The 25141-nt window shown below is 61.1% G+C and carries 16 protein-coding genes and 1 tRNA gene; 9 read left to right on the top strand and 8 right to left on the bottom strand.

Annotated features, from left to right (window positions below; genetic code table 11):
* From NW844_RS05380 to NW844_RS05350, 7 genes are all read left to right on the top strand, one after another.
* A partial coding sequence (locus tag NW844_RS05380) for a pentapeptide repeat-containing protein (protein ID WP_414334130.1) occupies positions 1-250 on the top strand: 250 nt, incomplete at its 5' end.
* A 43-nt stretch (positions 251-293) separates the two neighbouring features.
* Complete coding sequence (locus NW844_RS05375) at positions 294-1928, top strand: AAA family ATPase (protein WP_414334128.1); 1635 nt, start codon at positions 294-296, stop codon at positions 1926-1928.
* 220 nt (positions 1929-2148) lie between these two features.
* Positions 2149-3504 carry a pentapeptide repeat-containing protein gene (locus NW844_RS05370; protein ID WP_414334127.1) on the top strand — a complete coding sequence of 452 codons (1356 nt, stop codon included), beginning with the start codon at positions 2149-2151 and terminating at the stop codon, positions 3502-3504.
* Positions 3505-3671: 167 nt separating this feature from the next.
* Positions 3672-4061, top strand: a complete 390-nt coding sequence (locus NW844_RS05365) for a hypothetical protein (RefSeq protein WP_414334126.1) — start codon at positions 3672-3674, stop codon at positions 4059-4061.
* Positions 4062-4152: 91 nt separating this feature from the next.
* The gene (locus NW844_RS05360) at positions 4153-4422 is read left to right on the top strand and encodes a gas vesicle protein GvpG (RefSeq protein WP_414334125.1); all 270 of its coding nucleotides are present in this window, start codon (positions 4153-4155) and stop codon (positions 4420-4422) included.
* A gap of 74 nt (positions 4423-4496) precedes the next feature.
* Positions 4497-5096: a DUF3727 domain-containing protein gene (locus NW844_RS05355; protein WP_414334123.1), complete on the top strand. Its 600-nt coding sequence runs from the start codon at positions 4497-4499 to the stop codon at positions 5094-5096.
* 48 nt (positions 5097-5144) lie between these two features.
* Complete coding sequence (locus NW844_RS05350; protein WP_414334121.1) at positions 5145-6947, top strand: NFACT family protein; 1803 nt, start codon at positions 5145-5147, stop codon at positions 6945-6947.
* 35 nt (positions 6948-6982) lie between these two features.
* Here NW844_RS05350 and NW844_RS05345 read toward each other — a convergent pair whose 3' ends face one another.
* The 5 genes from NW844_RS05345 to NW844_RS05325 all read right to left on the bottom strand — a co-directional run bounded on the left by NW844_RS05345 (position 6983) and on the right by NW844_RS05325 (position 17592).
* Positions 6983-11707, bottom strand: a complete 4725-nt coding sequence (locus NW844_RS05345; RefSeq protein ID WP_414334120.1) for an MG2 domain-containing protein — start codon at positions 11705-11707, stop codon at positions 6983-6985.
* Between the two features lie 50 nt (positions 11708-11757).
* Positions 11758-12984, bottom strand: a complete 1227-nt coding sequence (locus NW844_RS05340; RefSeq protein ID WP_414334118.1) for a type II secretion system F family protein — start codon at positions 12982-12984, stop codon at positions 11758-11760.
* Between the two features lie 171 nt (positions 12985-13155).
* Positions 13156-14298 carry a type IV pilus twitching motility protein PilT gene (locus tag NW844_RS05335; RefSeq protein ID WP_414334116.1) on the bottom strand — a complete coding sequence of 381 codons (1143 nt, stop codon included), beginning with the start codon at positions 14296-14298 and terminating at the stop codon, positions 13156-13158.
* Between the two features lie 154 nt (positions 14299-14452).
* A complete protein-coding gene (locus NW844_RS05330) occupies positions 14453-16510 on the bottom strand; it encodes a GspE/PulE family protein (RefSeq protein ID WP_414334114.1) in 2058 nt (685 codons plus the stop codon).
* Positions 16511-16755: 245 nt separating this feature from the next.
* Positions 16756-17592: a sulfite exporter TauE/SafE family protein gene (locus NW844_RS05325; protein WP_414334112.1), complete on the bottom strand. Its 837-nt coding sequence runs from the start codon at positions 17590-17592 to the stop codon at positions 16756-16758.
* 217 nt (positions 17593-17809) lie between these two features.
* Here NW844_RS05325 and NW844_RS05320 point away from each other — a divergent pair, with 217 nt between their 5' ends.
* Complete coding sequence (locus NW844_RS05320) at positions 17810-19651, top strand: transglutaminase domain-containing protein (protein WP_414334110.1); 1842 nt, start codon at positions 17810-17812, stop codon at positions 19649-19651.
* Positions 19652-19901: 250 nt separating this feature from the next.
* On the opposite strand, the gene NW844_RS05315 is transcribed toward NW844_RS05320, so the two are convergent.
* Both NW844_RS05315 and NW844_RS05310 read right to left on the bottom strand, forming a co-directional pair.
* Positions 19902-20966, bottom strand: a complete 1065-nt coding sequence (locus NW844_RS05315; protein WP_414334108.1) for a Gfo/Idh/MocA family oxidoreductase — start codon at positions 20964-20966, stop codon at positions 19902-19904.
* 110 nt (positions 20967-21076) lie between these two features.
* Positions 21077-22705, bottom strand: a complete 1629-nt coding sequence (locus tag NW844_RS05310; RefSeq protein ID WP_414334107.1) for a phospholipid carrier-dependent glycosyltransferase — start codon at positions 22703-22705, stop codon at positions 21077-21079.
* Positions 22706-22882: 177 nt separating this feature from the next.
* Between NW844_RS05310 and ilvB the strand changes: the two genes are divergently transcribed.
* A complete protein-coding gene (gene ilvB / locus NW844_RS05305; protein WP_414334131.1) occupies positions 22883-24709 on the top strand; it encodes a biosynthetic-type acetolactate synthase large subunit in 1827 nt (608 codons plus the stop codon).
* A gap of 207 nt (positions 24710-24916) precedes the next feature.
* Here ilvB and NW844_RS05300 read toward each other — a convergent pair.
* A tRNA-Met gene (locus tag NW844_RS05300) sits at positions 24917-24990 on the bottom strand.
* Positions 24991-25141: the final 151 nt, after the last annotated feature.

Genomic DNA, 25141 nt, shown 5'->3' with positions numbered 1-25141 from the left:
GAGCAGGGCCAACCTGAGCAGGGCTGACCTGAGCAGGGCTGACCTGAGCGAGGCCAAGCTGTGGCAAGCCAACCTGAGTGGGGCCGACCTGTGGCAAGCCAACCTGAGTGGGGCCGAGCTAAGGGAAGCAAACCTGGACGGCACGGATCTGAGAGGAGCAAACCTAAAGGGCGCAAAACTAAGTCCCGGCTGGAATCGATTTGTCGACTTGAGCGGGGCCATCCTCCCCGACGGAACTGTCCATCCCTAGGCGGATCCCTTTGCTAGACTACCTACAGCTAGCAGCTAGATCCATGAGTTCCTTAGATCTCGCCTTTGCCAGCAATCACCAAGACATTCTCACGCTGCTGGACTTGGTGGTTCGCGCTCGCTACCCTTTGATCTACCTGGTTACTCCCGAAGAAGCCCCAGCAGAGGAGCTGCTACAAGTTCTGGCCGATTCTCTCAAACCCAAGCGCAAACTCCTAATCTGGGATATCGTCTCTGGCTGGTCAGATAACGGCCAAAACAAAGGTCAATTGATGCCTGCTCTGGGCCGCATCGGCGCTATCAAAGAGGACGAGGCGGTTATTTGTGTTCTCAAGGATCTAAACCCCACCCTGAGAAATCCAGAACGCTCAGATAACTATCCCGTTATCCGCTACCTAAAAACCTTGGCCAGAGAGGGCCGCCACAGCCGCAAGTCCATCATCCTCCTGGGCCAAGAAGCCGTTGTCCCTGCCGAGCTGCGCGAGGAAATTGTAGTCTATGATTTTCCCCTGCCCAGCATCGACGAAATTGAGCGGATCGTTACCCGCGCGATCCCTGCCCGTCAACTGGAGCTAAGCGGCCCAGCGCGGGAACAACTGGTTCGAGCCTGTCAAGGGCTGACCCGGCAGCGCATTGAGCGGATCCTGGCCCGCGCCCTAGCCGCTAAAGGCAAGGTCAGCGAGGGCGATATTGACCTGGTTCTGGAAGAGAAAAAGCAATACATCCGCCAGACGGAAATCCTGGAGTTTTACAACCCCTCCGAGACCCTGCAAAATGTCGGCGGCCTGGAAAACCTCAAAGCCTGGATTCGCCAGCGCCGCAACAGCTTTAGTGCCCAGGCCCGCGACTATGGCTTGCCCAGCCCCAAGGGCATTTTGCTGGCCGGGATCCAGGGTACCGGCAAGTCCCTCTGTGCCAAAACCATAGCCCGCGAGTGGCGCATGCCCTTGCTCCGGCTGGATGTGGGGCGACTCTTCGGCGGGATCGTCGGCGAAAGTGAAAGCCGCGTGCGCCAGATGATCCAAATTGCCGAAGCTATGGCCCCCTGTGTTTTGTGGATTGATGAGTTGGATAAGGCCTTTGGCGGCGTCAACAGCGAGTTTTCAGGAGATTCGGGCACCAGCAAGCGGGTCTTCGGCAGCCTAATTACCTGGATGCAGGAAAAAACCAAACCCGTTTTTATTGTTGCCACCGCCAATAATGTCCGCATCTTGCCGGCTGAGTTGCTGCGCAAAGGCCGGTTTGATGAGATTTTCTTTGTCAATTTGCCCAACCAACGGGAGCGGGAGGAAATCTTCCAAGTCCACATCCAGCGGCTGCGGCCCAACCGCTTGCGGGATTTCTCCTACCCTGAGCTGGCCATGGCCAGCGAAGATTTCAGCGGGGCAGAAATTGAACAGACCATCTACGATGCCATGCACATGGCCTTCAACCAGGATCCACCCCGCGAGTTTACCCAGGAGGACGTCCTCAGCGCCATTCGCCAAACCGTTCCTCTGGCCGCCATCGCCCGCGACCAGATTCAGGACTTAAAGGCATGGGCTGCCGAGTCCGGGGCGCGCACAGCCTCCCAAGACCAACAGCTTGTGCAGGAGCTGCGAACGCTGGTGCAAAAAAGAGGGCTGGGCCCCATCGAAGTCGACAGCCCCTCTTCGTTTTTCCCCTCCTCCCCCTCCTAAGTTCTCAGTCCTGGTCTTCTGGCGGGATGTAGCAGCCCTACCAAAACCATTAGCTCCCCAGGGATCCAACAGACAGCGGCTGCTTTGGGCTACGGGATCCCTGATTTTGGTGGTCGATTTGGGGGCTGGAAGCTTACCGAGCTGAAGTAATTGCCAAAACTGACCGGGCCTATGGCTTATGCAGCAGCAGGTAGTTGGAAGGTTAACTTGAGGTGTAGGGATGGCGGAAACCTTTGATCCTGTTCTGGGTGGGCAGCAATTGGCCGGCTCCGATCCGGTCATGGGAGGCTTGGTGGCTATTGAGCAAGACCTAGCCAGTCCCGATCTGGAAGTGCGAATCCGAGCGATTGAGGAAGCGCTCCAATATGGCGAAAAAGGGGCTCAACTTGTTATCCAAACCGTCATGCAAAAAGGTTTGGCTTGGAAAGTTCAATTTGCAGCCTGGAAAACACTGCTGGAGTCAGCGGATCCGGAGCTTGTGCAGGTAGCAAAAGCGCATCCGCTTCCTCTCCGTAAAGTCGAAGATATCCAAGCCAGATACAGAGCCGGAGAGCGAGACTTCCGCTGGGCTGACCTGAGGGGAGCCAGTCTAGATAGGCCTGACTTAAGTGGGGCAGACTTGAGGGGAGCCGACCTAGGGAAAGGAGAGAGGGGGGGAGCAGCCTGTCTGTACCAGGCTGACCTGAGCCGGGCTGATCTGAGCTGGGCTAACCTGAGCGAGGTATACCTAGAGGGGGCCAACCTAAGCCGGGCAAACTTGAAAGCAGCACGCCTGAGCAGGGCCAAGCTAAGCCGCGCAAACCTGAGTGCAGCATACCTAGGCGAGGCCGACTTAGAGGGGGCCGATTTGCGCTCCGCAAACCTAAGCCGAGCCTACTTAAGGGGAGCGAACCTGGACAACGCCAACTTAACCGAAGCCGATCTGAGTGAAGCTAACCTGGCGGGGGTCAACCTCAGGCAAGCCAACTTGAGGGGGGTTAACCTGAGCCGGATACGTCAGGCATGTCTGAGAGGATCCAACCTGAGCGGAGCTAACCTAAACGGAACATATCTGCGAGGGGTCGATCTAAGCGAGGCCAGCTTGGCCCAGACCTATCTGAGAGGATTAGACCTCAGTGGGGCCAACCTCAGCGGAGCCAACCTGAGCCGGGCCAATTTGAAGCAGGCTAACTTGAGAGCAGCCAACCTCAACGGAGCCAACTTGAGCGGGGCTGACCTGAGCCAGGCTGATCTCAGCGGAGCCAACTTGAGCGGGGCCGACTTGAGCCGGGTCAGCCTAGAGGGATCCCTAGTCTCTGCCGAAACGCAGATGGATCCCAAGTGGCGGCTGGTCTGGGAGATTGTTAACGGCCAGGCTGATGTGAAAAACCTCAGCGGGGCCGACTTAAGGGCAGCAGACCTGAGGGGGGCAAACCTGGAAGGAGCCGACCTGAGCGGGGCAGACCTGCAGGAGGCAGACTTGCTGAACGTTTCTCTCAAGGGAGCAAACCTAACGGGCGCAAAACTAAGTCCCGGCTGGGATCGATTTGCTGACTTGAGCGGGGCCATCCTCCCCGACGGAACCATCCATCCCTAGCAGGCCCGACTAATGTTCAGCTTCACCGAGGTGGGTCTAGATCGGAATGACCGTAATCCCACTTTCCAAAACACGTTATCGATGGTTTGGGTATTTTCCGTATCTTTAACTACAGATTTTTCGGTAGGATTGATCGTGTAGAGCTCCTGATGCTGGAGAGCAGCCTCATGAATGCAGCCGCTGAAAGGGGTGGGGTGAGTCTCCTTGCCCGCCATCGCCACAACATGGCAGCTTCCCTGGCCCATCGTTTGGCAGCAGCCAGAGCGGCCAACAACACCCGCTTGGTGGAATTGTTAGAGCAAGAGGAGCGGCAACTGGCAGCCGAGTACGGCAGCAGGGATCCTTCCTCTCCAGCGCTGTTTGGAGGATGGCGCCGCCTTTGGCAGAGCCTAAAAGCGGTTTTGACGGCTTGCGATGAGCTGCGCGTGCGTCAATGGGTAGATGGTAGCGGCAGGGTCTGGTGGTCTGTCCAAGACCTGATTACAGGGGAGCGGCTGTGCACCCATTCCGATAGGGAGTTGATGGATTGGATCGAGCAGCACTGCCGGGACAATTAGTCTCCTCTCTGCGCTAAGCTGGGGCGACGGCATCTGAGGAGCCGAGTTGATAGGATCGCAGGGGTTGTTTATTAGCTTTGGGAGATGTGAGATGGTTTGGCAGTTGTTGACGTGGCCGGCCCAAAGCTTGCTTTGGCTAGCGGAGCAAATTCAAGAACGCGCCGAAGCACAACTGGATAACAAAGAAAACCTGCAAAAAGAGCTTACAGCCTTGCAAATCCAGCTAGATTTGGGAGAAATTGACGAAGACACCTACGCCCGCCGAGAAGAAGAGATTTTGTTGGCCCTGGAAGCCCTAACCCAGGCAGAACGAGCAGCCGAAGCACAAAGTGCTGATGGCGAGTTGGCAGGGGATCCCTGAACTTTGCGAGGGGGCAGAACATGGGAGAATGGGCTTCTGTACACCCCCATCTTTCCTAACCTGGGCTGTTTTCAATGACTGAATCGCATGAAACCTTGATGCTCCGCGACGAGCAGAACCAGCCTCTCAAGTGCGAGATTCTGCGGCAGGTGGTCATCGATGGGCAGACCTATGCCCTGGTCACTCCTGTCGATGCCGTGATCAAAGTGCTGGTTTGGGAAGGGGAACCCAACCAGGCGGTGAACGGAGACGCCGACATGGAAGGGATCCTGGACGAGCCGGATCCGGAAGAGCTACAGGCTGCCATCCCCACCATCCAGGCGGTCTTGGGGGAGTTGAACCTGACCTTGCAGCAGAATGGCTTTGACATCCTTACGGTTCAGGGAGAGCTGCCCCCCGTCGAAGAGGAAGATGTGTTCGAGCTGGGCGAGAGCGAAGAAGATGCCCAGGAGTTTCAACTGCTGGCTACGTTTTTCTACCAAGAGAAGAAATACGGCATCTTTGCTCCCCTGGATCCCGTTTTGATCTATGCTGCTTTGCCCGAGGAAGGGGATCCCTATCTGCTCACCCCGGATGAGCCTCCAGAGCTTTTCGATCAGCTCTATGCTCTGCTGCTGGATCTGGACGAGGAATGGGAAGGCGAGGATGACGAAGAAGAGGAGGACGAAGATTAGGCCGTGAGTGAACCCTCAAGGGTTGGGTAGCGACCAGGAGCAACAGGGATGCAGCCGGTTGATCTGACCACCCTGCGTGCGGTGCTGGCGGATCTGACGGGGGCAGCGGTAGGGCGGGATTCTTGGTTGCCCGCCCGCGTGGAATGGGTCCAACAGACCGATCTGTGGACGGTGGTCATCGGTTTGCGCACGCTCACTGCCCGCCCCTGCCTGCTGTTGTGCTGGCATCCCCAAGCGGCGCGTCTCCACCTCTGTCAGCCTCCTGCCAAAGAGCCGGACGGCTTTCAATTTAGCCAGTTTCTCCAACGGCAACTGAGGGGTTTGGCGCTGACGGAGCTGGCTCTCACAGACGAGTGGGAACGGGTGATCGACTGTCGCTTTGCCCCTCGGCCCGGGGATCCCCCGCAGCGCCATCTCTACCTAGAGGTGATGGGCAAGCACAGCAACGCCATTTTGGTGGACGAGGCAGGCCTGATTTTGGCCAGCGGCCATGGGGTGAGCGAGCGGCAATCGCGGGTGCGTCCGGTGCAGCCGGGCCTTCCCTACGAGTCCCCTCCAGCCCTGACTGCGCCGATCCCACAGCGATCCGAGCCTTTCTCCTCTTGGCAAGAACGCATCGCCTTGATCCCCGGCCCCATCGGCCAACGGCTGTTGCACGGTTATCGCGGTCTCAGTCGGCATTTGGTGGAAGCGATGTGTCATCAGGCTGGGATCCCGCCGCAGACCCCCAGCGATCACCTGTCTGTCCATGATTGGCAGGCGCTGTTTGCCAGGTGGCAGGACTGGCTCACCCGTCTGGAAACAGGCCGGTTTGAGCCGGCGCCCACTCCCCAGGGATACACCGTCCTCGGTTGGGCAAGCCGTCCCGTCAGCCCTCCGACGGAGTCCTTGCACCAACTTCTGGAAGACTACTACCAAGCTCAGCTCAACCGCGAACAGTTTGAGCGAGAGCGCCACCGCCTGCTGCAAAAGGTGTCCACCCTGCTGAAAAAGCTCTATCAGCGGCGAGAGCAATTTGAGACGATGCTGGCCGAATCCACCCAAGCGGAAGCCTCGAAACGAGCTGCCGACTTGTTGATGGCCCACCTCCACCTCTGGCGGCCAGGGCTGCACCACATCGAGCTGCCAGATTTTGCCAGCGGCCAGACGATCAAGATCGCGCTCGACCCGGAGAAAAATGCCATTCTCAATGCCCAAGCCTACTACCGCAAGCACCGCAAACAAAAACGGGCTCAGGAAGCTGTGCGGCCTTTGCAAGAGGCGGTAGAGCAGGAGATCAGATACCTGGAGCAGGTGGAAGCGTCTCTGCAGCATCTGGAAACCTATCGGGATCCCCAAGACTTGGCCGCCCTCAAGGAAATTGAGACCGAGCTGATCCAACAGCGCTACTTGGAGAGTCCTGCTCGCCACAGCGGGACAGAATCCTCACGGATGGGATCAAAGCATTCCCCACCACAACCCTTCAACCCCCATCGCTTTACCAGCCCCAGTGGCTTCCCCATCTGGGTGGGGCGCAACAACCTGCAAAATGACCAACTGACCTTTCGCGTGGCCCAGGAACACGATTGGTGGTTTCACGCCCAGGAGATCCCCGGCAGCCATGTGCTGCTGCGCTTGCCCCCCGGCGCCGTGGCCGAAAGCGAGGATCTGCAGGCGGCTGCCGATTTGGCGGCTCATTTCAGCCGCGGTCGCCTCAGCGAACAGGTGCCGGTGGTGTATACCCGCCCGAAATGGGTGTTCAAACCGAAGGGATCCCCGCCCGGCATGGTTGTCTACAAACAGGAGCAGGTGCTTTGGGGCCGCCCCAGCCGTGCTCAATGCCTCATCGCCTCAGCCCTCGCGCAACACTGACGCTGTTTTCGGTCAGGTGGCTGTAACAGGCATCTTTAGGGAAGAACGCTGAGGGAGTGGCTGGCGCTGCGGCCATAGCGGCTGGGATCGTACATTTCTTCCGCCAGGGCAGGGGCCACCTGGAACTGGCCGGGGATCTCTGGACGGAAGAGGTAGACGAACTCGTGGCGGCCCTGCCTGAGCTCGGTGCTGAAGAAGGCCACGCGGTCGTCGCGGTTTTCTTGATGGGTCCAAAACCAGTCCCACCAGTAGTCGGGGGCCGAGCCGGTGAGCAGCCGCGGATCCTGGGAGGTGATCTCGGCGCCGCTGGGCAAGGGATCCTCGATCACCACATAGTGGCTATCGCGCTCAGCTTCCACCGTCAGCCGGGCCAGGAGCACCTCGCCGGCGCGCACCGCCTCGCCGGGGCGCAGGAGCTGTTCTCGGTAGCGGATCTCTCCATTGGCTTGGGGTTGGGGCTGTAGGCGGAAGTAGCTGCGGCCGACGGCAAAGCCTTGGCTTTGAGAGGGCAGAGGGTTGGGAACAAAAGCTTCTCCCCTCAAGCTGTAGTAGAGGGGGCCGGGGCCGGATTTTTCCAAACGCAGGCGGCGCAGGGTGCTCACTTCGGCGTCGTCCCAGTCCAGCACTTGGCGGGGATCCGCACCGCCGGCCTGCCAACGCGCCAGTTCAGCTCCGCTCACCTCCTCCAACACCCGCACCTGGCCGGGGCCAGGCTGTTGCTGTTGCTGGGCTTGGTAGTAGGCCACCAGGCCCAGGAGGGCGTCGGCGGTGGCTTTGGTGGTGCGCCAGCGGTTGTCCTGCCGCTGCTGGAGAAGGGCGGTGGCGATCTCGCCAGCGCGGCCATCCTGCAGGCGCACGGCCAGTTGCAAGAGGGGCCCGGCCACCTCCAGGTCGTCGTAGGTGGAGCGCTCGCCGGTTGGCGGGGCGGAGGCGGCAGGAAGAAACCAGCGCCCCTGGGGATCCCTTTGCCGCCGCTCTAGAACCTCATCCAGAGCCGCTTGGGCGGGATCCCGCTGGCCCTGTTGCAGGGCGGCCAGCCCGCGGTAGGCCAGGCCAAAGGTGGAAAGCTGCGGCGGCGGCGGCAGCTCGGCAGTCACCAGCGCCGGATCCCAGAGGGCCAGGCTGTAGGCCACAAAGGCCCGCAGATCGGGGGAGAGGGGTTGGAACTGCTGCCCAGCCAGGTACTCCAAAGCCCGCTGCACCCGCCACTCCTTGAGGGCATAGCCAGCGGCCTGGGCGAGATGATAGCCCTGCAGGATGTAGGCGGTCAGGTAGGGGTTGCTGGTGTCGTAGGCCCACCAGCCCCAGCTGCCGTCGTAGTTCTGGGAGTCCTCCAGCCGCTGCAGGCCGGCTCGAACCACCCGCGGCAGCCGCTCCAGGGTGGGCGAGCGCAGGTTCAAGCCCAACTGCTTGCTGGCCTGGGCCACCGCCAAGGCGGGCAAAAAGCGGCTCAAGGTCTGCTCGGTGCAGCCGTAGGGGAACTGGACGAGATAGTCCAACGGCCCCAAAAGCTCCGCTGCCGGGCTGGCGGCCAGTTCCAGATGCAGGTGTCGGGATCCCGGCACCCAAGTGGCCGGCCAATCCAAAGGCAGCTCAAGGCTGTTCGCCTGCAGCCGCCCCGTTTGGAAGAAGCGGTGTACTGCCCCCAAGGGCTGGCTGGGGATCCGCAGTTGCAGCGCATCCTGCAGCCCCTCCCCTTGCGCCCAAACCCGCACAGGGGTATCGCCGGCCCCCAGCACCTGCAGCGGCCATTCCACCCGCTCCGCCCCTTGGGCGGGCACGGTCAGGCGTTGCCGTTGGGAGCCCTGCACTTCTAGGTTTCCGGGCACTTCCAGCCCCACTTCCACTGCTTGGGCTTGACCGGTGCGGTTTTGCACGATGGCCGCCAAGGTGAGCCGATCCCCCACCCGGAAAAAGCGGGGGGTGGCCAGGCGCACCAAGAGGTCTTTGCTGACAGCGACGGTGGCTAGGGCGGAGCCCACCTGGGTGTCGGCGGTGGCGGCGCGGGCGGTCAAGCGCCAGGTAGTCAGGTTGTCCGGCCAGCGCACCTGGACCTGGGCTAAGCCATCGGCATCGGTCACCAAATCCGGGAACCAGGCGGCGGTATCGCGAAAGTCTTCCCGCACCTGGCCGGCCAGCTTGTCGGCACCACCGGGGTATTGCTGAGGGAAAGAGGTGGTGGTGGTAACTTGGTTGTCCTGGCGCCCGTAGAAGAAGCGGCGGATATCGGGGGTGAAGTCGGGCCGCAGCAGGTAGAGGGCGTTGTCCACGATCCCCAACCCCACCTCGGCGCTGACCGGCTGCCCTTGGGCGTTGCGGGTGCGGATTTGAATTTGGGCCGTCTCCCCTGGTTGATAAGTGGGTTTATCCGTCTGCAGCTCCACCTGCAAAAAGCGATCCAACGGCGAGACCCGCAGCAGAGCCTCGTTCTGGTACAGCCGCCGCTCTGGGCCGAGGACGGTGGCGGTGACGTAGAGGTTGGGGCGATACTCCTCCCGGATGGGCAGGCGCAGGGTGGCCGTATGCCCCTGCAGGCGCAGCACCTGTACCTGGTGCAGCCGGGATCCCTCCAGACCCACCAGCACCGGCAGATCCGGCAGCGGCGAGACGATCAGGAGCTGGGCCTCTTCCCCCACTTCGTAGATCTGGCGATCCGCCACCACCTCCAGGCTGGGCAGGGATCCCCAACTGGGCAGGGGGTTGCCCGGCTCCACCACCCAGAGATGGTCTACCTCCTGCACGCGGTAGCGACGAGGATCCTGGGCCGTCAGCCGCACCCGGTAGTCTCCCGGCTCCAGGTCGGCGGGCAGGCGCAGAACCAGGCTGCCCTCGCCGTTGACAACCTGAAAAGATTGCCGCAGCAGAGTGGCTTGCCGTCGGTAGGCGCTGCTCTGGGGATCCCAGCGCCAGCGCTCCAGGCTCAGCTCCCCGGCGGTGCTGACCGGTTGGCCGTCGTAGTCGCGGGCTTGCAGCCGGTAGGTGATGACATCCCCTGGAGCGGGCAGGTGGCGATCGGCCTCGGCAAAGAGGGCAAATTGGCCGGCCGTCACCCAGGCCCGTGCCGTTCCGGTCACGCTGCGGCGGCTGATATCACTCACCTCCACCTCGATGCGCAACTGCTGCACCTCCTGCGGGCCCCAGTAGCTGTCTTCCTCCCAGTCCAGATCCTGCAACAGGCGCTCCAGGCGAAACTCCGCCCGCCCCTGGGCATCCGTCACCCCTGCTCCTTCCGCCACCAGCCCCCCGTAGCCGCCGTAGTAGCCCTGCTCCTCTCCCAGGTCGCCGGCAAAATAGTCTTCTGCCCCCGAATGGGGCAACAGCCCGTAGCGCAGGCTCCAGTCGGGGCTGCTGTAAACCCAGTAGCGAAGCTGGGCAGCGGCCACCGGCGCCCCGAAAAGATACTCGGCCTCCACCTGTACCTTCAGGGATCCCCCCCGCACCAGCCAAGGCCGGTCGGGCACCACCCTCACCTCAAACTCCGGTTTGCGGTAGGCTCCCACCTCGAAGGCGGTGTACTCGCGGCTGGATCCCTGCGGCCCGGCCACCCGCCACTCCAGGCCGTAGCTGCCCAGGGGGGTTTCCTCCGGCAATTGAAACTGCCCGTGGACGCTGCCGAAAGCGTTGGTGGCCAGGGTTTGCTCGCCCAGCACATCGCCGTCGGGGGCGGTGAGGGTTACTTGCACCGGCTGGCCTGCCGAGGTGAGGCGGTCGTGCTCCCGCACCAGGGCGCGAAAATAGACCGTCTGGCCGGGGCGGTAGAGGGGACGATCCGTGTAGGCGTAGATGCGGTGGGGCTGGTTCCAGCCATAGGCATAGCTGCGGGACAAAGCCTGCAACGTGTTGTCGGCGCTGTGGCCATAGACCACCAGCGAGGATCTCTCCCCTGTCGGCAAGCTAAACCGGGCCAGCCCCTCCTCGTCGGTGGTGGCAATGAGGGGATCCCTCCACTCCCCGAAAACTTGGATCTGGATCCCCGGCAGAGGACGCAATTCCCGCAAATGCACCGCCTGCACCACCAACTGGCTGGCATCCTGTTTCTGGATGAGGCCCAGGTCACTCACCAAAAGCCACTCCCCCGACCAAGGCAGCGGTGCCGCCGCCTGCCGCGGCTGTTGGCCTTCCGCCTCCAGCCAGTAGGCCCCCGGCGGCAGGATCCCCAGCTCCAGGGTGCGGGTCAGCTCTTCTCCCCCCAGCGGCTGCTGCCAACGGCGCACCAGCTCTCCTCGCAGGATGGAATACAAATCCGGAGCCAGGGATCCATAGCCAGCATCGGCCAGATCCCGCAAGAAAGGGGATCCTTCCAAATCAGCCAGGGAAAAGCGGTAGAGGGCAAACTGCACCGCTCCCAGGCCACTGGCCCGCCACTGCAGCCGTGCCGGCTCTGCGGTCGTGAACACCGAGCTGAGGCTGTAGAGGTAGAGGCTGGGGGGCAGAAGCTGCGGGCGTAGGAGAGGAGCAGAAGCTATCGCCCCTTCCCGCACCTGCACGGGTCTCTCGCTGGAGACCGTCTCTAGGCCGGATCCCCGCACCGTCACCCGGTATTCCCCAACGGGCAATCGATCCAGGCGGTACTCGCCCTCCGCAGACGGGCTGATGCTGCGGCTCACCGGGCCGGCGGCAATCACCTGGACGTTCCCCGGCGCCATCCCTGCCGGCAGCTCCACCCGCCCCAGCAGGGATCCCGTCGGCTGTTCCGAAAGCAAGACCGACAGCCCCACTCCCAAAAACACCACCAGGGCCACCAACCACCGCCGCAGCATGGATCCCTTCCTCCTCCCGATGGGTTCTGGTTGCCCTGGGGATTCAGTCGCTACTTCACCAGCTCAAACACGTTGAACATGGGCAGGTACATGGCCACGATGATGCAGCCCACCATCCCGCCCAAGATCACGATCATCAGCGGCTCGATCAAGCTGGTGAGGGCGCGCACCGCCTCCTCCACCTCCAGCTCGTAGAAGTCCGCCGTCTTCATCAACATGGCATCCAGCTCCCCCGTCTCTTCGCCCACGCTGATCATCTGGATGGCCATGATCGGGAAGACCTTGGCCTTATCCAGGGCCGGCGCGATCTGCCCCCCCTCTGAGATGGATTGGCGGGCAGCGTCGATGGCGTTGGCCACCACCTGGTTGCCGGAAGTGTCGCGCACGATCTCCAAAGAAGTCAGCACCGGCACCCCGGAGCGGGTGAGGGCCCCAAAGGTGCGGCAAAAACGGGCCACCGCCGATTTCTGGATCAGATCCCCGAAAATGGGGAGCTTGAGGGCCAGAGCATCAATGGTCTCCTTGCCGGCGGGGGTGCGGTAAAAGCGCTGGAAAGCAAAAAAGACCGCCACCAAAAAGCCCACCAGGCCCAAGCTGTACTGGGGGGTGCGCAGGAACTTGCTGATGTTGATAAAAAACTGGGTAAAGGCGGGCAGCTCCCCCCCCAAGTCGTTGTAGATGCTCTCAAAAGTGGGCAAGATGAACAGCACCATGCCCAAAAAGATTAAGACGGCCAAAATGGTCACCACCACCGGGTAGGTCATGGCCGATTTAATCTGCTTCTGCAGGCGATCCATGTCCTCCAGCAGCTTGGCCAGCCGGTTGAGCACCTCGTCGAGTACACCGCCCACCTCCCCCGCCTGCACCATGCTGCAGTAGAGGCCGTCAAAGGCATCCGGATAAGGGCGGATGGAATCGGACAGGTTCTTCCCCGCCTCCACTTCCGCTCGAATCGCCCGCAGGTATTTCTTGAGCTTGGGGTTGCCGGTCTGCTCCTCCATAATGGTTAGGGAGCGCACCATCGACACGCCGGCGTTGATCAGGGCAGCAAATTGCCGCGAGAACACCGCCTTGTCGCGAATGTCGATGGATCCCATCATCGAGAAATCAAAAGAGGTATCCAGGGAGAAGAAGGGCTTTTCTTCCTGGATGTCTTCCTGTTTGGCAAAAACGCCCTCCCGGCGCAGCCGTGCGCGGGCCTCGGTCAAATTGTTGGCCACCACTGTCAGGCGCACCGGCTGACCGGCCTTTAGCCCCCGAACCTTGTAGCGCGGCATGGCTTACCCCTGCTTGGATCGTTAGTTCGACACGCCGGAATGGGATCCCTTGGCTCAGTCTCGCAACCTTAGACAAACCGACGCTCTCTTCAGCTAGAGCTTAGCTACAAATGGGGCCGGCGGCCAGAGGTTGGCGAGGAACTTCCAGCCAGGGATCCCTGGAGCCAGCGTTTAGCGACGGGCGGCAGCCGCTGCGGGCCGCTGGTGTTGAGCTGCCGCGGCTGGCGATGGCCCGGAGACGTTGCCCAAAAGTCGCTGCAACTCCTCAGGGCGAGAGGTCTTGGACATGGCCGTATCGAAGTCGATCTTGCCCTGCAGGTAGAGGTTGGCCAGATCCTGCTCCAGGGTCTTCATGCCCTGCTTACCCCCTGTCTGGATGGCCGAGTAGATCTGGGCGGTCTTGCCCTCCCGAATCAAGTTGGCGATGGCCGGCGTCACCACCATGATCTCCTGCACCAGCACCCGCCCCGGTTCTCCTGGCTTGGGGTTGAGGCGGCGGGCCAGAGTCTGGGAGAAGACGGCTTTGAGGGAGTTGGAGAGCTGCACGCGGATTTGTTGCTGTTGCTCCGGCGGGAACACGTCCACCAGGCGATCCACCGTCTGGGCAGCAGAGCTGGTGTGCACCGTGGCAAAGCAGAGGTGGCCCGTCTCGGCGGCGGTAATGGCCAACTGGATGGTTTCCAGATCCCGCATCTCCCCGATCAGGATCACATCCGGATCCTCCCGCATGGCCGCCCGTAGGGCATTGGCAAAACTCTTGGTGTCTTCCCCCAACTGCCGCTGGTGAACAATACTGCGAATGGGGGTGTAGATGTATTCAATAGGATCCTCGATGGTGAGGATATGCTCGGCCCGCTCGCGGTTGATCATGTCGATCATGGAGGCCAGCGTAGTGGATTTGCCGGATCCGGTGGGGCCGGTCACCAGCACCAGACCCCGTGGCAGGCGGGCGGCTTCTTTGCATACATCCGGCAGGCCCAGCTTGTCGATGTTGGGGATCTCAGAGGCCAGCGCCCGCATCGCGCAGGCATAGGTGCCGCGGTCACGATAGACGTTGACGCGGAAGCGACCGATCCCACGCACGCCGTAGGAGCAGTCCAACTCCCAGTTCTGCTCCAGGTGTTTGCGCTGGGTGTTGTTCAACATGCTGAAGATGAGCCGCTGCACCTCTTCAGGCGTGAGGGGCTCGTGCTCTGTTGGCTGGAGTTCGCCATTGATGCGGAAGTAGGGGGGCAAACCCACCGAAATATGAATGTCGGAACCGCCCTTCTGGACGATTGCCTCCATCAAGTCTTCGATCATCAGTTGGGGCATAGGGTTGGGTTCTCCAAAGTCAGTAGAAGTCAGTAAAGCTATCTATCCAAAGAGCCGTCGGCCAAAGCGATGTTGAAGAAACAACGGTACAGGATCCCTGTCTAGGACTGTTATAGTCGGCACCCCAGCCTCGTCAAGTGACAAGCCCGGTTTTCTAAAACTTCGGCGTCAGGCAATAGGGGCAGTCCATCCAGTCTACATGCAGGGCGGCACCGCAGTTGCGGCAGGTGCTGAGAGCCTTGGCGCGGGCTTTCAGCTCGCTTTCCAATCCTTTATCGGTGAGGGTTACCCGATCCACCTCCTCCAGCGTGGTGAGGCCCTGCTTCACCAACATCAGACTGTAGGCCAACAGGGTTTTCATGCCACTTTCCACCGCTGCTTCTTTGATCACCTCCGTGGGAGCTTCTTTGTTGATCAAATCCGCCAGGCGGTCGTTCATGCGCATGAACTCGTACACCCCCACCCGGCCTTTGTAGCCCACGCCCCCGCATTTCTCGCAGATGGGCTTGCCGGTGGCCTTGCGCTGTTCCACCTCTTTGGGGGAGAGCTTGTTGGCTTTGTAGAAGGTGAGCTGCTCCCCATCACCGCTGAGGCTGAGGCCATAGCGGGCCAATTCCTCAGACGTGGGGTGGTACGGGATCCGACACTCGGTACACACCCGGCGCATCAAGCGCTGGGCCAGCACTCCCAACAGCGAGCTGGAGATCATGAACGGCTCGATCCCCATCTCCGTCAGACGGGCGATGGCACCGGGAGCATCGTTGGTGTGCAGGGTGGTCAGCACCAGGTGGCCGGTAAGGGAGGCTTCGATGGCGGTTTTGGCCGTCTCGTGGTCGCGGGTTTCCCCCACCAGGATCACATCCGGGTCTTGCCGCAAGAAGGCGCGCAGGATCATGGCAAAGTCCATGCCCTTTTCGCGGATCACCTGTACCTGGGTGATCCCCGGCAGGGAGTACTCGATGGGATCCTCGGCGGTGCTGATGTTGATGCCGGGATCGTTCACTTCCGCCAGAGCTGAGTAAAGGGTGGTGGTTTTCCCGGATCCGGTGGGCCCGGTTACCAAGATCAAGCCAAAGGGTCTCCTGACAACCTCCTTAAAGCTGGCCAAAGTCTCCGGGTCGGTGATCAGCTTATCCAAACCCAGTTGGGTGGCGGAGTTGTCCAGAATCCGCAGCACGATCTTCTCCCCATAGCGGGAGGGCAGGGTGCTGACGCGGAAGTCCACCTTACGCCCCTTGAAGACCCGGCGAATCCGTCCATCCTGGGGCATCCGCCGCTCGGCAATGTTCAGGTTGGAGATGATCTTGAAGCGGGCAGTGAGGGCGGGGACGATCTTTTTGGGAAAGTTTTCAAAAGCCTGCCGCAGCACCCCATCCTTGCGGAAGCGGATGCGCAGGTATTCTTCTTGCGGCTCGATGTGGATGTCAGACGCACCGTCCTGCAGTGCCTTAATCAGGATTTGGTTGGCCAATTTGATGATCGGGGCATCGTCTGCCGACTTGAGCTGCTGCTCCAGGGATCCCTCGCCGACCTCATCCCCAGCCACATCCTCGATGCTGTCCAGGTCGATCTCGGCGGTGTTGACCACCACCTCTTCTTCCTCTTGGGCGGCAGCCGCGTCGTTGATGCCCTTGATGGCCAACAGCTCCGCCTGCGCGTCCATGTAGCGGTTGATCAGGGCCTCGAAATCCCGCTGGGTGAAGACCCGCCGCTGCAGCTTCAGCCCCTGGATGCGGAAGCGCCGCTGAATGTCGTCCAGCGCCTGTAGATTATCCGGCTTGACCATCGCCACCAGCACCTGGTTGTCTTGGCGGCGGACGGGCAAGAACTTGTAGCGGTTGCAAATATCAAGGGGCAAGAGCGAGTCGATGAGCCCGATCATCTCCGAGATCTCCACCGGCTCCAGATCGATGTCGAGGGAGGGGATCCCGTAGATGATTTTTAGCTCAAAGAGCTGCTGCCGCTTGTAGGCCCGCTCCAGGTCGGGGGTGATCTCTCTGCCGGCAATCTCTTTGACCACCAGAGCTAGGGCCTTGCTGCCCCCTTCGCGATTGGCTTTGAGGGCATTTTGAATGTCCTGGATTTGCTTGTCGTCGGCAAAGCCCAGCTCTTTTAGCTTGCGGCCAAAGGGGGTGATGCTGGCGTTGGCGATGGCCAGGGCCTTGCTGACGCCACCACGACGAGCAGTAAAAGGAGTAGGAAGGTCGTTCATGCTGCTGGGCCACCCACCCTGTTGCTACATCAATGTCTCTATTTCACTGCACTAGGCTACAAGGGTCAACGGCGAAGACACGCAGGTCTGTGCGCCCACTCTGGGCTTAGTATGCCCCAGCTGGGCTTAAACTGGCATTCAAAACCACCTCGCCCCCTAAATTGCAGGCCCGAAGGTTGGGAGCGACGCCGGATAATTTGGAACCAGGACTCCTGTCCTGACTGCTGGGGCAGACCAGGATCGCTTCACAGAACTCGGTAGCTTTGCCAGGCTTGCCAAAAAATGTAGAGAGAAAGAATAGCCAGAAAGCCCCGAAACAGCAGGCTGACCGTTTCATCGGGCAACTTGGGCAGGGTGCGGGTGCTGATCTGCACACCGATTAACCCGCCTGTCCCCAGGATCAAGCCTGGGATCCAACGCACATTCCGGTGGATGGTGCCGTCCCCAAACCCCAGCCCATTCCAGATCCAATCGCTGAGACCCGCATGGCTGGCGGTGGCAGCAACGGCTGTGATCACGATCGCCCCCAAACTGGTTTGAATCGCCACCTTGATCGTCTCTTGCAGCAGCAGGATCTGCATGGGCACCATGATCACCCCACCGCCAATGCCGAACAGTCCGGCCAACAAGCCGGCAGCGCCACCGGTCAGGAGGCGGGCCAACCAGGGAGACATCCGCACTTGAGCAGCAGGCGAGAACTCTGTCTCCAAGGCTTGGGTGGCCACCGTTTTGCGCAGCTCCACCAGGTAAGTGTTGGCCAGCAGCAACACCCCGAAGGCGGCCAACAGCAGATGGCTGGGCATGCGGCTGGCGATGCTCGCTCCCACCTGCGCCGTGAGCAACGCCGGGATCCCCAGCCAGATGACCCGCTTCAGATCCAGCAAGCCCATGCGCCAGTTTTGGACGCTGCCCGCCATCGAGGTCATCACAATGGAAAGATTGCTGGTGGCCACAGCCTGAACCGGTGGGATCCCCAAGCTCACCTGCAAGGGCACCAGGATCGTGCCGCCGCCAATGCCCAAAAAACCGGCCAGGATCCCGGCCACCAGGCCGCCAACTGCCAAGGCCAGATTGTTTTCCATGGTTTCTGGTTCCCGACCTTGCTGATAACAAAATGCTTGTCATCGTAGCATTCTCTGTCCCCGGCAGGACTGGCAGACAACACAAACGGCCAGGGATCCCTTGGGGTGGAGCCAAAAGGGAGCACATCCTACAATGTTGGCAGTCGTACTGGCCTGGGCCTGTTGCCAATGTAGATTGCGTGAGCAGGCTGGCCTCTTCGCAGGCAAGGAAGCCTCCATGGTTGCCATCCACTCGGCAAGCGATCTGGATGCTCAGAAAAATCCGGATTCCACGGTATCCCAGCCCGCTTGGTGGCCCCTCTCTGGGCGGCCACAGGCAACTGCAGCTCCTCTACAACCCCTGGGGTTGGTCGCTCTGGAAGGCTTGGCCACCTGGGGAGAGCGCCTGTTGGGCCTGGATCGGGTGAGGGGCTATTTAGTAGAAATCCAGGAGCACAACACCCTGCTGCTCAACCCCCATCACGTCCATTCTTTCCAAGGTGCTTATGGTTTGTGGATAGAGTCAGAGGGGGAGCAAGCTTGGATCTGGCTGGCCGCGCCAGCGGGACAGAGTCGTGGCCGGGAGCAGGAGGGGCAAATCTTGCGCATTCCCATGGCCGCACTGCAGCAACCGGGATCCCTGGAAGCCTTTCAAGTGTGCGGGTGCCCCTGCCCCATCGAAGGGATCGCCCTTTGGATCGATCCCCACACAGGCAGCCGCCACCTCTATGCCACCTGCTACAAACGGGAAAAGCTCCTGCACCTGGATCCCGGTCGTGGGCTCATTGTGCAGGAGATGCCCGCCCCTGGGATTGGCCGAGAACAGATTGCGGTACAGGGAGACTACCTTTGGGTGAGCGATCGGGTGGAAGAGACGATCTACGTGCTGGAGCGCCAGACCGGGCGGGAATTGGCCCGCATCCTCACCCCTTCTCCTGGGCCGACCGGCTTGGCCCATTGGCGGGGACAACTCTGGGTGGCCTACGCCCACGAAGAAGCCTATATCCACGACAACCCCAACGCTCCGGATCCCTTGTCGGTGGCCTTGCGCAACAAAACCTGGGTGGCCCCCCTGCGCCTGCGGCCCTTGGATCCCCCCCCAGACCCCCCTTGGGTCAGCAGCAGCAAGTCCACGGATCCCGCCATTGCTTGTTCGGTGGTTTTTCAGCCCCAGCGCCTGGGGGAGCGCGCCACCTACACCCTTTCCCACGGCTACCGGGTGGAGCTGACCTATATGGAAGAAATTGCCCAAGAAGAGCCGCGCGCCCTGCCCGATTTGGTCTGGCGGATTGCCTTGCCCTGCAACAGCCCTCGCCAACGGGTGCGCAGCCTCCACTGGGTAGGCCTGCCGTTTGAGCTGGAGGAGCAAGCCGGCCAACAGGTGGCGGTGTTTTCGCTGGGATCCCTGGGGGCCGATGAGGTGCGCCTCTTTGGCTGGCGGGCGGTGCTGGATCTCTACAGCATCAAGTACTGCATCGATCCGCTGGATGTAGAAGAGGCCGCCGTGCCCCCGGATCTGCGGGATCGCTACTTGGTGGACGATGATTACCTGGCTATGGACACTGCGATTGTCCGGGAGGCGGCGCGGCGGGCCGTCGGCAGCGAGACCAACCTGCTGCGCAAAATGCTTAACATTCGCGCCTATGTCTACGACAAGCTTTCCTACCGGGTCACCTCCCGCATCGACCCGCCGGATGAGGTTTTGCGGCGTGGCTCCGGTTCCTGCGGCGAATATGTGGGGGTGCTGCTGGCCTTGGCCCGCCTCAATGGGATCCCCTGCCGCACGGTGGGGCGCTACAAGTGTCCTCCCCACCCCGAACTGAAAGGGATCCCGCTGTTTCCCCAATACAACCACGTGTGGATCGAGTTTTACCTGCCCGGTTGGGGTTGGGTGCCGATGGAGTCAAACCCCGACGATCGGGGGGAGCGCCCCTATCCGCAGCGCTACTTTATGGGCCTGCCCTGGACCCATGCCGAGATCGCCAAAGGGATCCCGTTTGAGACGATCAACACCGATCAAGCCTCGATTGGAGAGCTAGCCATTAACCATGTGCAATTTCGCATCTTAGAAGAAATTTGAAACGGAGAACGCGCATGGACCGAGCTGCCACGTTTCACATCTTCAGGTTTGGCCCTCATGCCTGAGGATGGCAAGCGCTCTGAGGGGATCGACTGCGAGGCCGCCTAAGTGCTCTGCGGCAGCCACCCCCGCCCCCTCTCCCAAAGGGAGAGGGAAGTTGGAGCAGCGCGTTCTCGACAGCGTTGCCCAGCAATAACGACGTAACGAACTGTTTTATTGCTACTTGAAATGACTTTGTTGGTGGGATGGACTAAGATAAAAGGCTGCGGCGGGGCTTGGCTTCGCTCCAGGCACATCCGTCCAGAGCAATCCGCTCTACCTCCGAGGCCAGCTTTAAAGCCTTCAGAGCCTGCTCCCCACCCACAGAGGGCTGATTGCCCCCGCGCACACAGTTAATGAAGTGCTCCAGCTCGGCATGGAGCTTGTCGATATTGTCGGTGTGGACTTTCTCAATCAAGCAATCCCGCTGGTAGGGCATCTGTCCGTAGTCGCTGCTGCTGCTGGCGGATCCCTGGCGATAGATGGAGATCTCGTTGTGCAAAAAATCCGCTTCTACCAAGGCATTTTTGCAGTGGACAGCAATTCTGCGCACCTTGCGGTGGGTGACCTTGCTGGCGGTGAGGGTAGCAATGACGCCGTTGGCAAAAGTGAGGGTGGCGGTGACGTAGTCGAGGTAGCCCAACTTAGAGGCGCGGTTGCCGCTGGCGGTAATTTGGGTCACAGGAGACGGGATCAGCTCCAACAACAGGTCGATGTCGTGGATCATCAGGTCAAACACCACCGACACGTCGCTGGCGCGGTCGGAATAGGGGCTGAGGCGGTGGGCCTCAAAAGCCAGCGGCTCCTCGCTTTGCAAGACTTGGCCCAGCTTCTGGAAAACGGGACTGAAGCGCTCGATGTGCCCCACCTGCAAAATACAGTTGCAATCGGCAGCTCGGTTCACCAGCGATTCTGCTTCGCTGATGCTGGCGGCGATGGGCTTTTCGATCAGCACATGGACGCCGGCCTCTAGGCAGGCCATGCCCACCTCGTGGTGGAGAACCGTTGGTACGGCGATGGCCACGGCAGCTACGTGGGGCAGCAGATCGCGGTAGTCCTCATAGAAATGAACGCGGTGGCGGCTGGCCACATCCAATCCCCGTTCCACATTGATATCGGCTACCCCCACGACCCGCACATCCTTCATCAAGCTGAACACGCGAGTGTGGTGCTGGCCCATGTTGCCGACCCCGATTACCCCAACCGGGACAGCTTGCCCTGTATAGGCCGGTGGACGGCGGGGAGAGTTGGCAGGACTCGGGCAGGATCGGTCCATGACGTTTCCACATACCTCCACCACAAGGGTTTCGCGAACCATACCCTATTTTTTGGTAACAGCGGGCAGCATTTCACGAAACGAACTTCACAAAGCTTACCATGCCTTTCTCAAATCCAGTTCAAGCCAGGGATGGGCGACAGGCGTAGGGGTGCTCGCTCACAGGCCTGGGGGCTAAAGCAAAAGAGCGGGGTCGGCGTGGGGCGAAACCACATGCGGGCGTAAAATCCGCCGGGACTGAGGGGAAGGCCAAACCAAAGCGGGGAAAAAAAGAGAAAAGATGCCAAAACCAAGGCTACTGCCGTGATACTCGTCCCGCGCCAGAAGCGGCGATAACTCTGCCAGCCCAGCAGCACCAGCCAGGCCAGGGCCAGAGTGCTAAAGGCCAGAGCGCTCATGTAGTGGTAAATAAAAACACAGCGGCTAACTCGAAACCAGGGCAGGTAATTGGCCGCGTAGCCGATCAAAATGAAGGCTTCCAGGCCGTGGAAGCGACGGATCCCCCGCCAGACGAGCACCAAGATGGATCCCGTCCCCAGCCACCACAGCCAGGGATTGCCCAGGCCATGAACCGCTCGCCACAGGTCGCCCTGACTGCTGAAGTAGTAGGCCACGGGACGGCCCAGGATCGGCCAGGACCAGGCCCCCGCCGAAGCCAAGGGCGTGGTCAGCCAAGGACGCAAGACGGGGAACCAAGCCACCAGGGATCGCAAGCTGGTGGAGCAGTAGGGGTGAACAGGGGTGTTTTCATCCACCACGAGATCGGCATGCAGGTGCCCGCCGTAAACGGATTGGTTGATGAGCACCAGGGATCGGAAATAATTCTGGATGCCCGTCCAGCTCCAATCCAGGGTTAGCCCCTGCTGCGGGTTGAGCTGCAGATGGGGGATCCACTGGATGGCATAAAAGGCCAGCGGGGCGAGGACGAAGCAGAACGCATAGTGCCACCAGCGCAGATGGCGGATTTGGATCAAAATGCCCAATCGTGGGATCCACTGCGGGCGCAGCCAGATCACCCCCCAGACGAGGATCCCCAGCAGGGCAAACATGAAGGCAAACCAGAGGCCATTCCACTTCACCGCAGCTGCCGCTCCCAACAGGATCCCAGAGCCGGCAAAGTGGACGGCCCGTTGCCAACCTTGGCGCTCCAGACCGCTCAGCAGCAGAATGGTGGCCGCCAGCCCAAAGGCCACCAGATACACGTTGATCAGGCCAAAGCGGGATTCCACCAGAAACACTCCATCCGTGAGCAGCAGGCTCCCGCTCAACAGGGCAAAGCCCACGTGGTAAGTGAGGCGGTAGGCCAAGCCCGTCAGCAACAAGGGGATCAGGGATCCACAAAAAGCGGTGGCGAAGCGGAACCCCCACTCATTGCGGCCAAACACCTGAATGCTGAGGGCAATGAAGTATTTCCCGAGGGGGGGATGCACATCATAGAAAGGCTCGCCGTCGAGATAATTTTGAGCAAACTTGGGGAAATACACCTCGTCGAACACCGGAGCCGGAAACTCGTCCAGCCGCCACAGGCGCAACCCCAGGCCCACCAGAAAGATCCCCAGCGCCCCCCATAGCAGCCACCGCCGCGATCCCTCTGACCCGACGCCGGACAAAGCAGGAGCAACAGTCTCTACCTCAGCAGAAGAAGTGCCAGCGGCCCGCCTACCACCCGGCAGCAGCTCGTCTCTTTCCGACCTTGCCAGCTCTGGATCGCTGGGAGAAGGAGTTGGTTTGGAAGTCATGGGCAGCAGCAAACAAGACGACGATGGGGATCCCCAGTGTTACTTTAGCCGACCGTGAAAATCTGAGCGATTTGAGAGCAAACCGCTGCTAGACTGTGGAGTTGAATACAAATACCAAAGTTGGCCAACTTCTGGCCGCTTTGCCTACGCCGGCTCTCCTGAGAGTGGGCGCTTGACATCCGGTCATCTCAGTGGGGAGAAGACATCGTGGCAACGGGTGGATATGCGTTGGTGGACAGCCTGCACCGGCACGGGGTGCAGCACATCTTTGGCTATCCGGGGGGAGCCATCCTCCCCGTCTACGACGAGCTCTACAAAGCCGAATCTCAGGGGCTGCTCAAACATTTTCTAGTTCGCCACGAACAGGCCGCGGCCCATGCTGCCGATGGCTACGCCCGCGCCACCGGCAAGGTGGGGGTGTGCTTCGCCACCTCGGGGCCAGGGGCGACCAACCTGGTGACGGGCATCGCCAACGCCATGATGGACTCTGTGCCCATGGTGGTGATCACCGGCCAGGTGCCCCGCCATTTGATCGGTACCGACGGCTTTCAGGAGACCGACATCTTTGGCATCACCCTGCCCATCGTCAAGCACTCCTACGTGGTGCGGGATCCGCGCCAAATGTCTCGGATTGTGGCCGAGGCTTTTCACATTGCCGGCACCGGGCGGCCAGGGCCAGTGCTGATCGACATTCCCAAAGATGTGGGCCTGGAAGAGTTCGACTACCAGCCGGTCACTGAGGTTAATATCCCCGGCTACCGGCCCACGGTGCGGGGCAACCCGCGCCAGATCCACGCGGCGGCCAAGCTGATTTTGCAGGCCAAGCGTCCCCTGCTCTACGTGGGCGGCGGGGCCATCATCTCCGGTGCCCATGCGGAGATTGCCGAGCTGGCCCACACCTATCAGATCCCGGTGACCACCACCCTCATGGGCAAGGGGGCCTTCGATGAGAACGATCCCCTCTCGGTGGGGATGCTGGGCATGCACGGCACCGCCTACGCCAACTTTGCCGTTACCGAGTGCGACCTGCTGATTGCGGTGGGGGCCCGCTTCGACGACCGCGTAACCGGCAAGCTGGACGAATTTGCCAAGCACGCCAAGGTGATCCACATCGACATTGACCCGGCAGAGGTGGGCAAAAACCGCGCTCCGGACGTGCCGATTGTGGGAGATGTGCGCACCGTCCTGGTGGAGCTGTTGGCGCAACTGAGCAAAATGCCCCACACCCCTGGCCAGACGCAGGCTTGGCTGGAGCGGATCGAGCGCTGGAAGCAGGACTACCCCCTGCAGGTGCCCCGCTATGAGGGTGTGATCGCCCCGCAGCAGGTGATCGATGCGTTTCGTCGCCACGCTCCCCATGCCTACTACACCACCGATGTCGGCCAGCACCAGATGTGGGCGGCGCAGTTTTTGCGCAACGGGCCGCGCCAGTGGATCTCCAGTTCTGGCCTGGGCACCATGGGCTACGGCTTCCCAGCGGCCATGGGGGTCAAAGTGGCCCTGCCCCACGCCGAGGTGATCTGCATCAGCGGCGATGCCAGCTTTCAGATGAACATGCAGGAGCTGGGCACGGTGGCCCAGTACGGCATTGCCACCAAGGTGGCCATCATCAACAATGGCTGGCAGGGCATGGTGCGCCAGTGGCAGCAGGCCTTCCACGGCGAGCGCTACTCCCACTCGGATATGGCTCCGGGCATGCCGGATTTTGTCAAGCTGGCCGAAGCCTTTGGCGTCAAGGGCATGCGCGTCGATCACCCCGATCAAGTGGACGATGCCATCCAGGAGATGCTGCGCCACGAGGGGCCGGTGCTGGCCGATTTTGTGGTCAAGCGGGATGAGAACTGCTACCCGATGGTGCCTGCCGGCAAAGCCAACTACCAGATGATTGGGCTGCCGGAAAAGCGGCAACTGGAACAGGCCGCCGAGCTCATCTACTGCCCCAATTGCGGCGCCAAAAACCCCAGCCTGCACAAGTTCTGCGCCGAGTGCGGCACCAAGCTCTAGAGCCGGCGGGCCTGGCCATTGGGTCGAGGAGGGTGGGATCCCTCTGAGAAGGGCCGCCGTTGTTTAACCGCCGCCTTTCGTGGTCATTATCAAAATCAAATCAAATATCAGGCTGATCCCTGACCTCTGGAAGAGAGCCTAGAGGTGGTGGCACAGAGTGCTTACCAGGCCCACTGCGCTTGAGCCTATCAAGCAAGAGATTACGTATAGCGGGGACTGGATTTGAACCAGTGACCTTCGGGTTATGAGCCCGACGAGCTACCAGGCTGCTCTACCCCGCGCTGTTTTTCTAGCTTAGCCCCTCCAGCAGTCAGCCGGCAAGCCTACACCTCGGGAGACTGGGTACCGGACTGCGTGGGAACTCCCCGGCCAAGCTGTGGGAGTGTCAACCGAGTTTCGCCGTTTTGGGTGGGTATTGGCTTCAGGGATCCC

Origin of the sequence: Synechococcus sp. H55.2, assembly GCF_047462495.1 — a bacterium.
Lineage (GTDB): Bacteria > Cyanobacteriota > Cyanobacteriia > Thermostichales > Thermostichaceae > Thermostichus.
The sequence above is the reverse complement of the archived record's forward strand: the minus strand, read 5'-3'. Positions and strand labels throughout refer to the sequence as shown.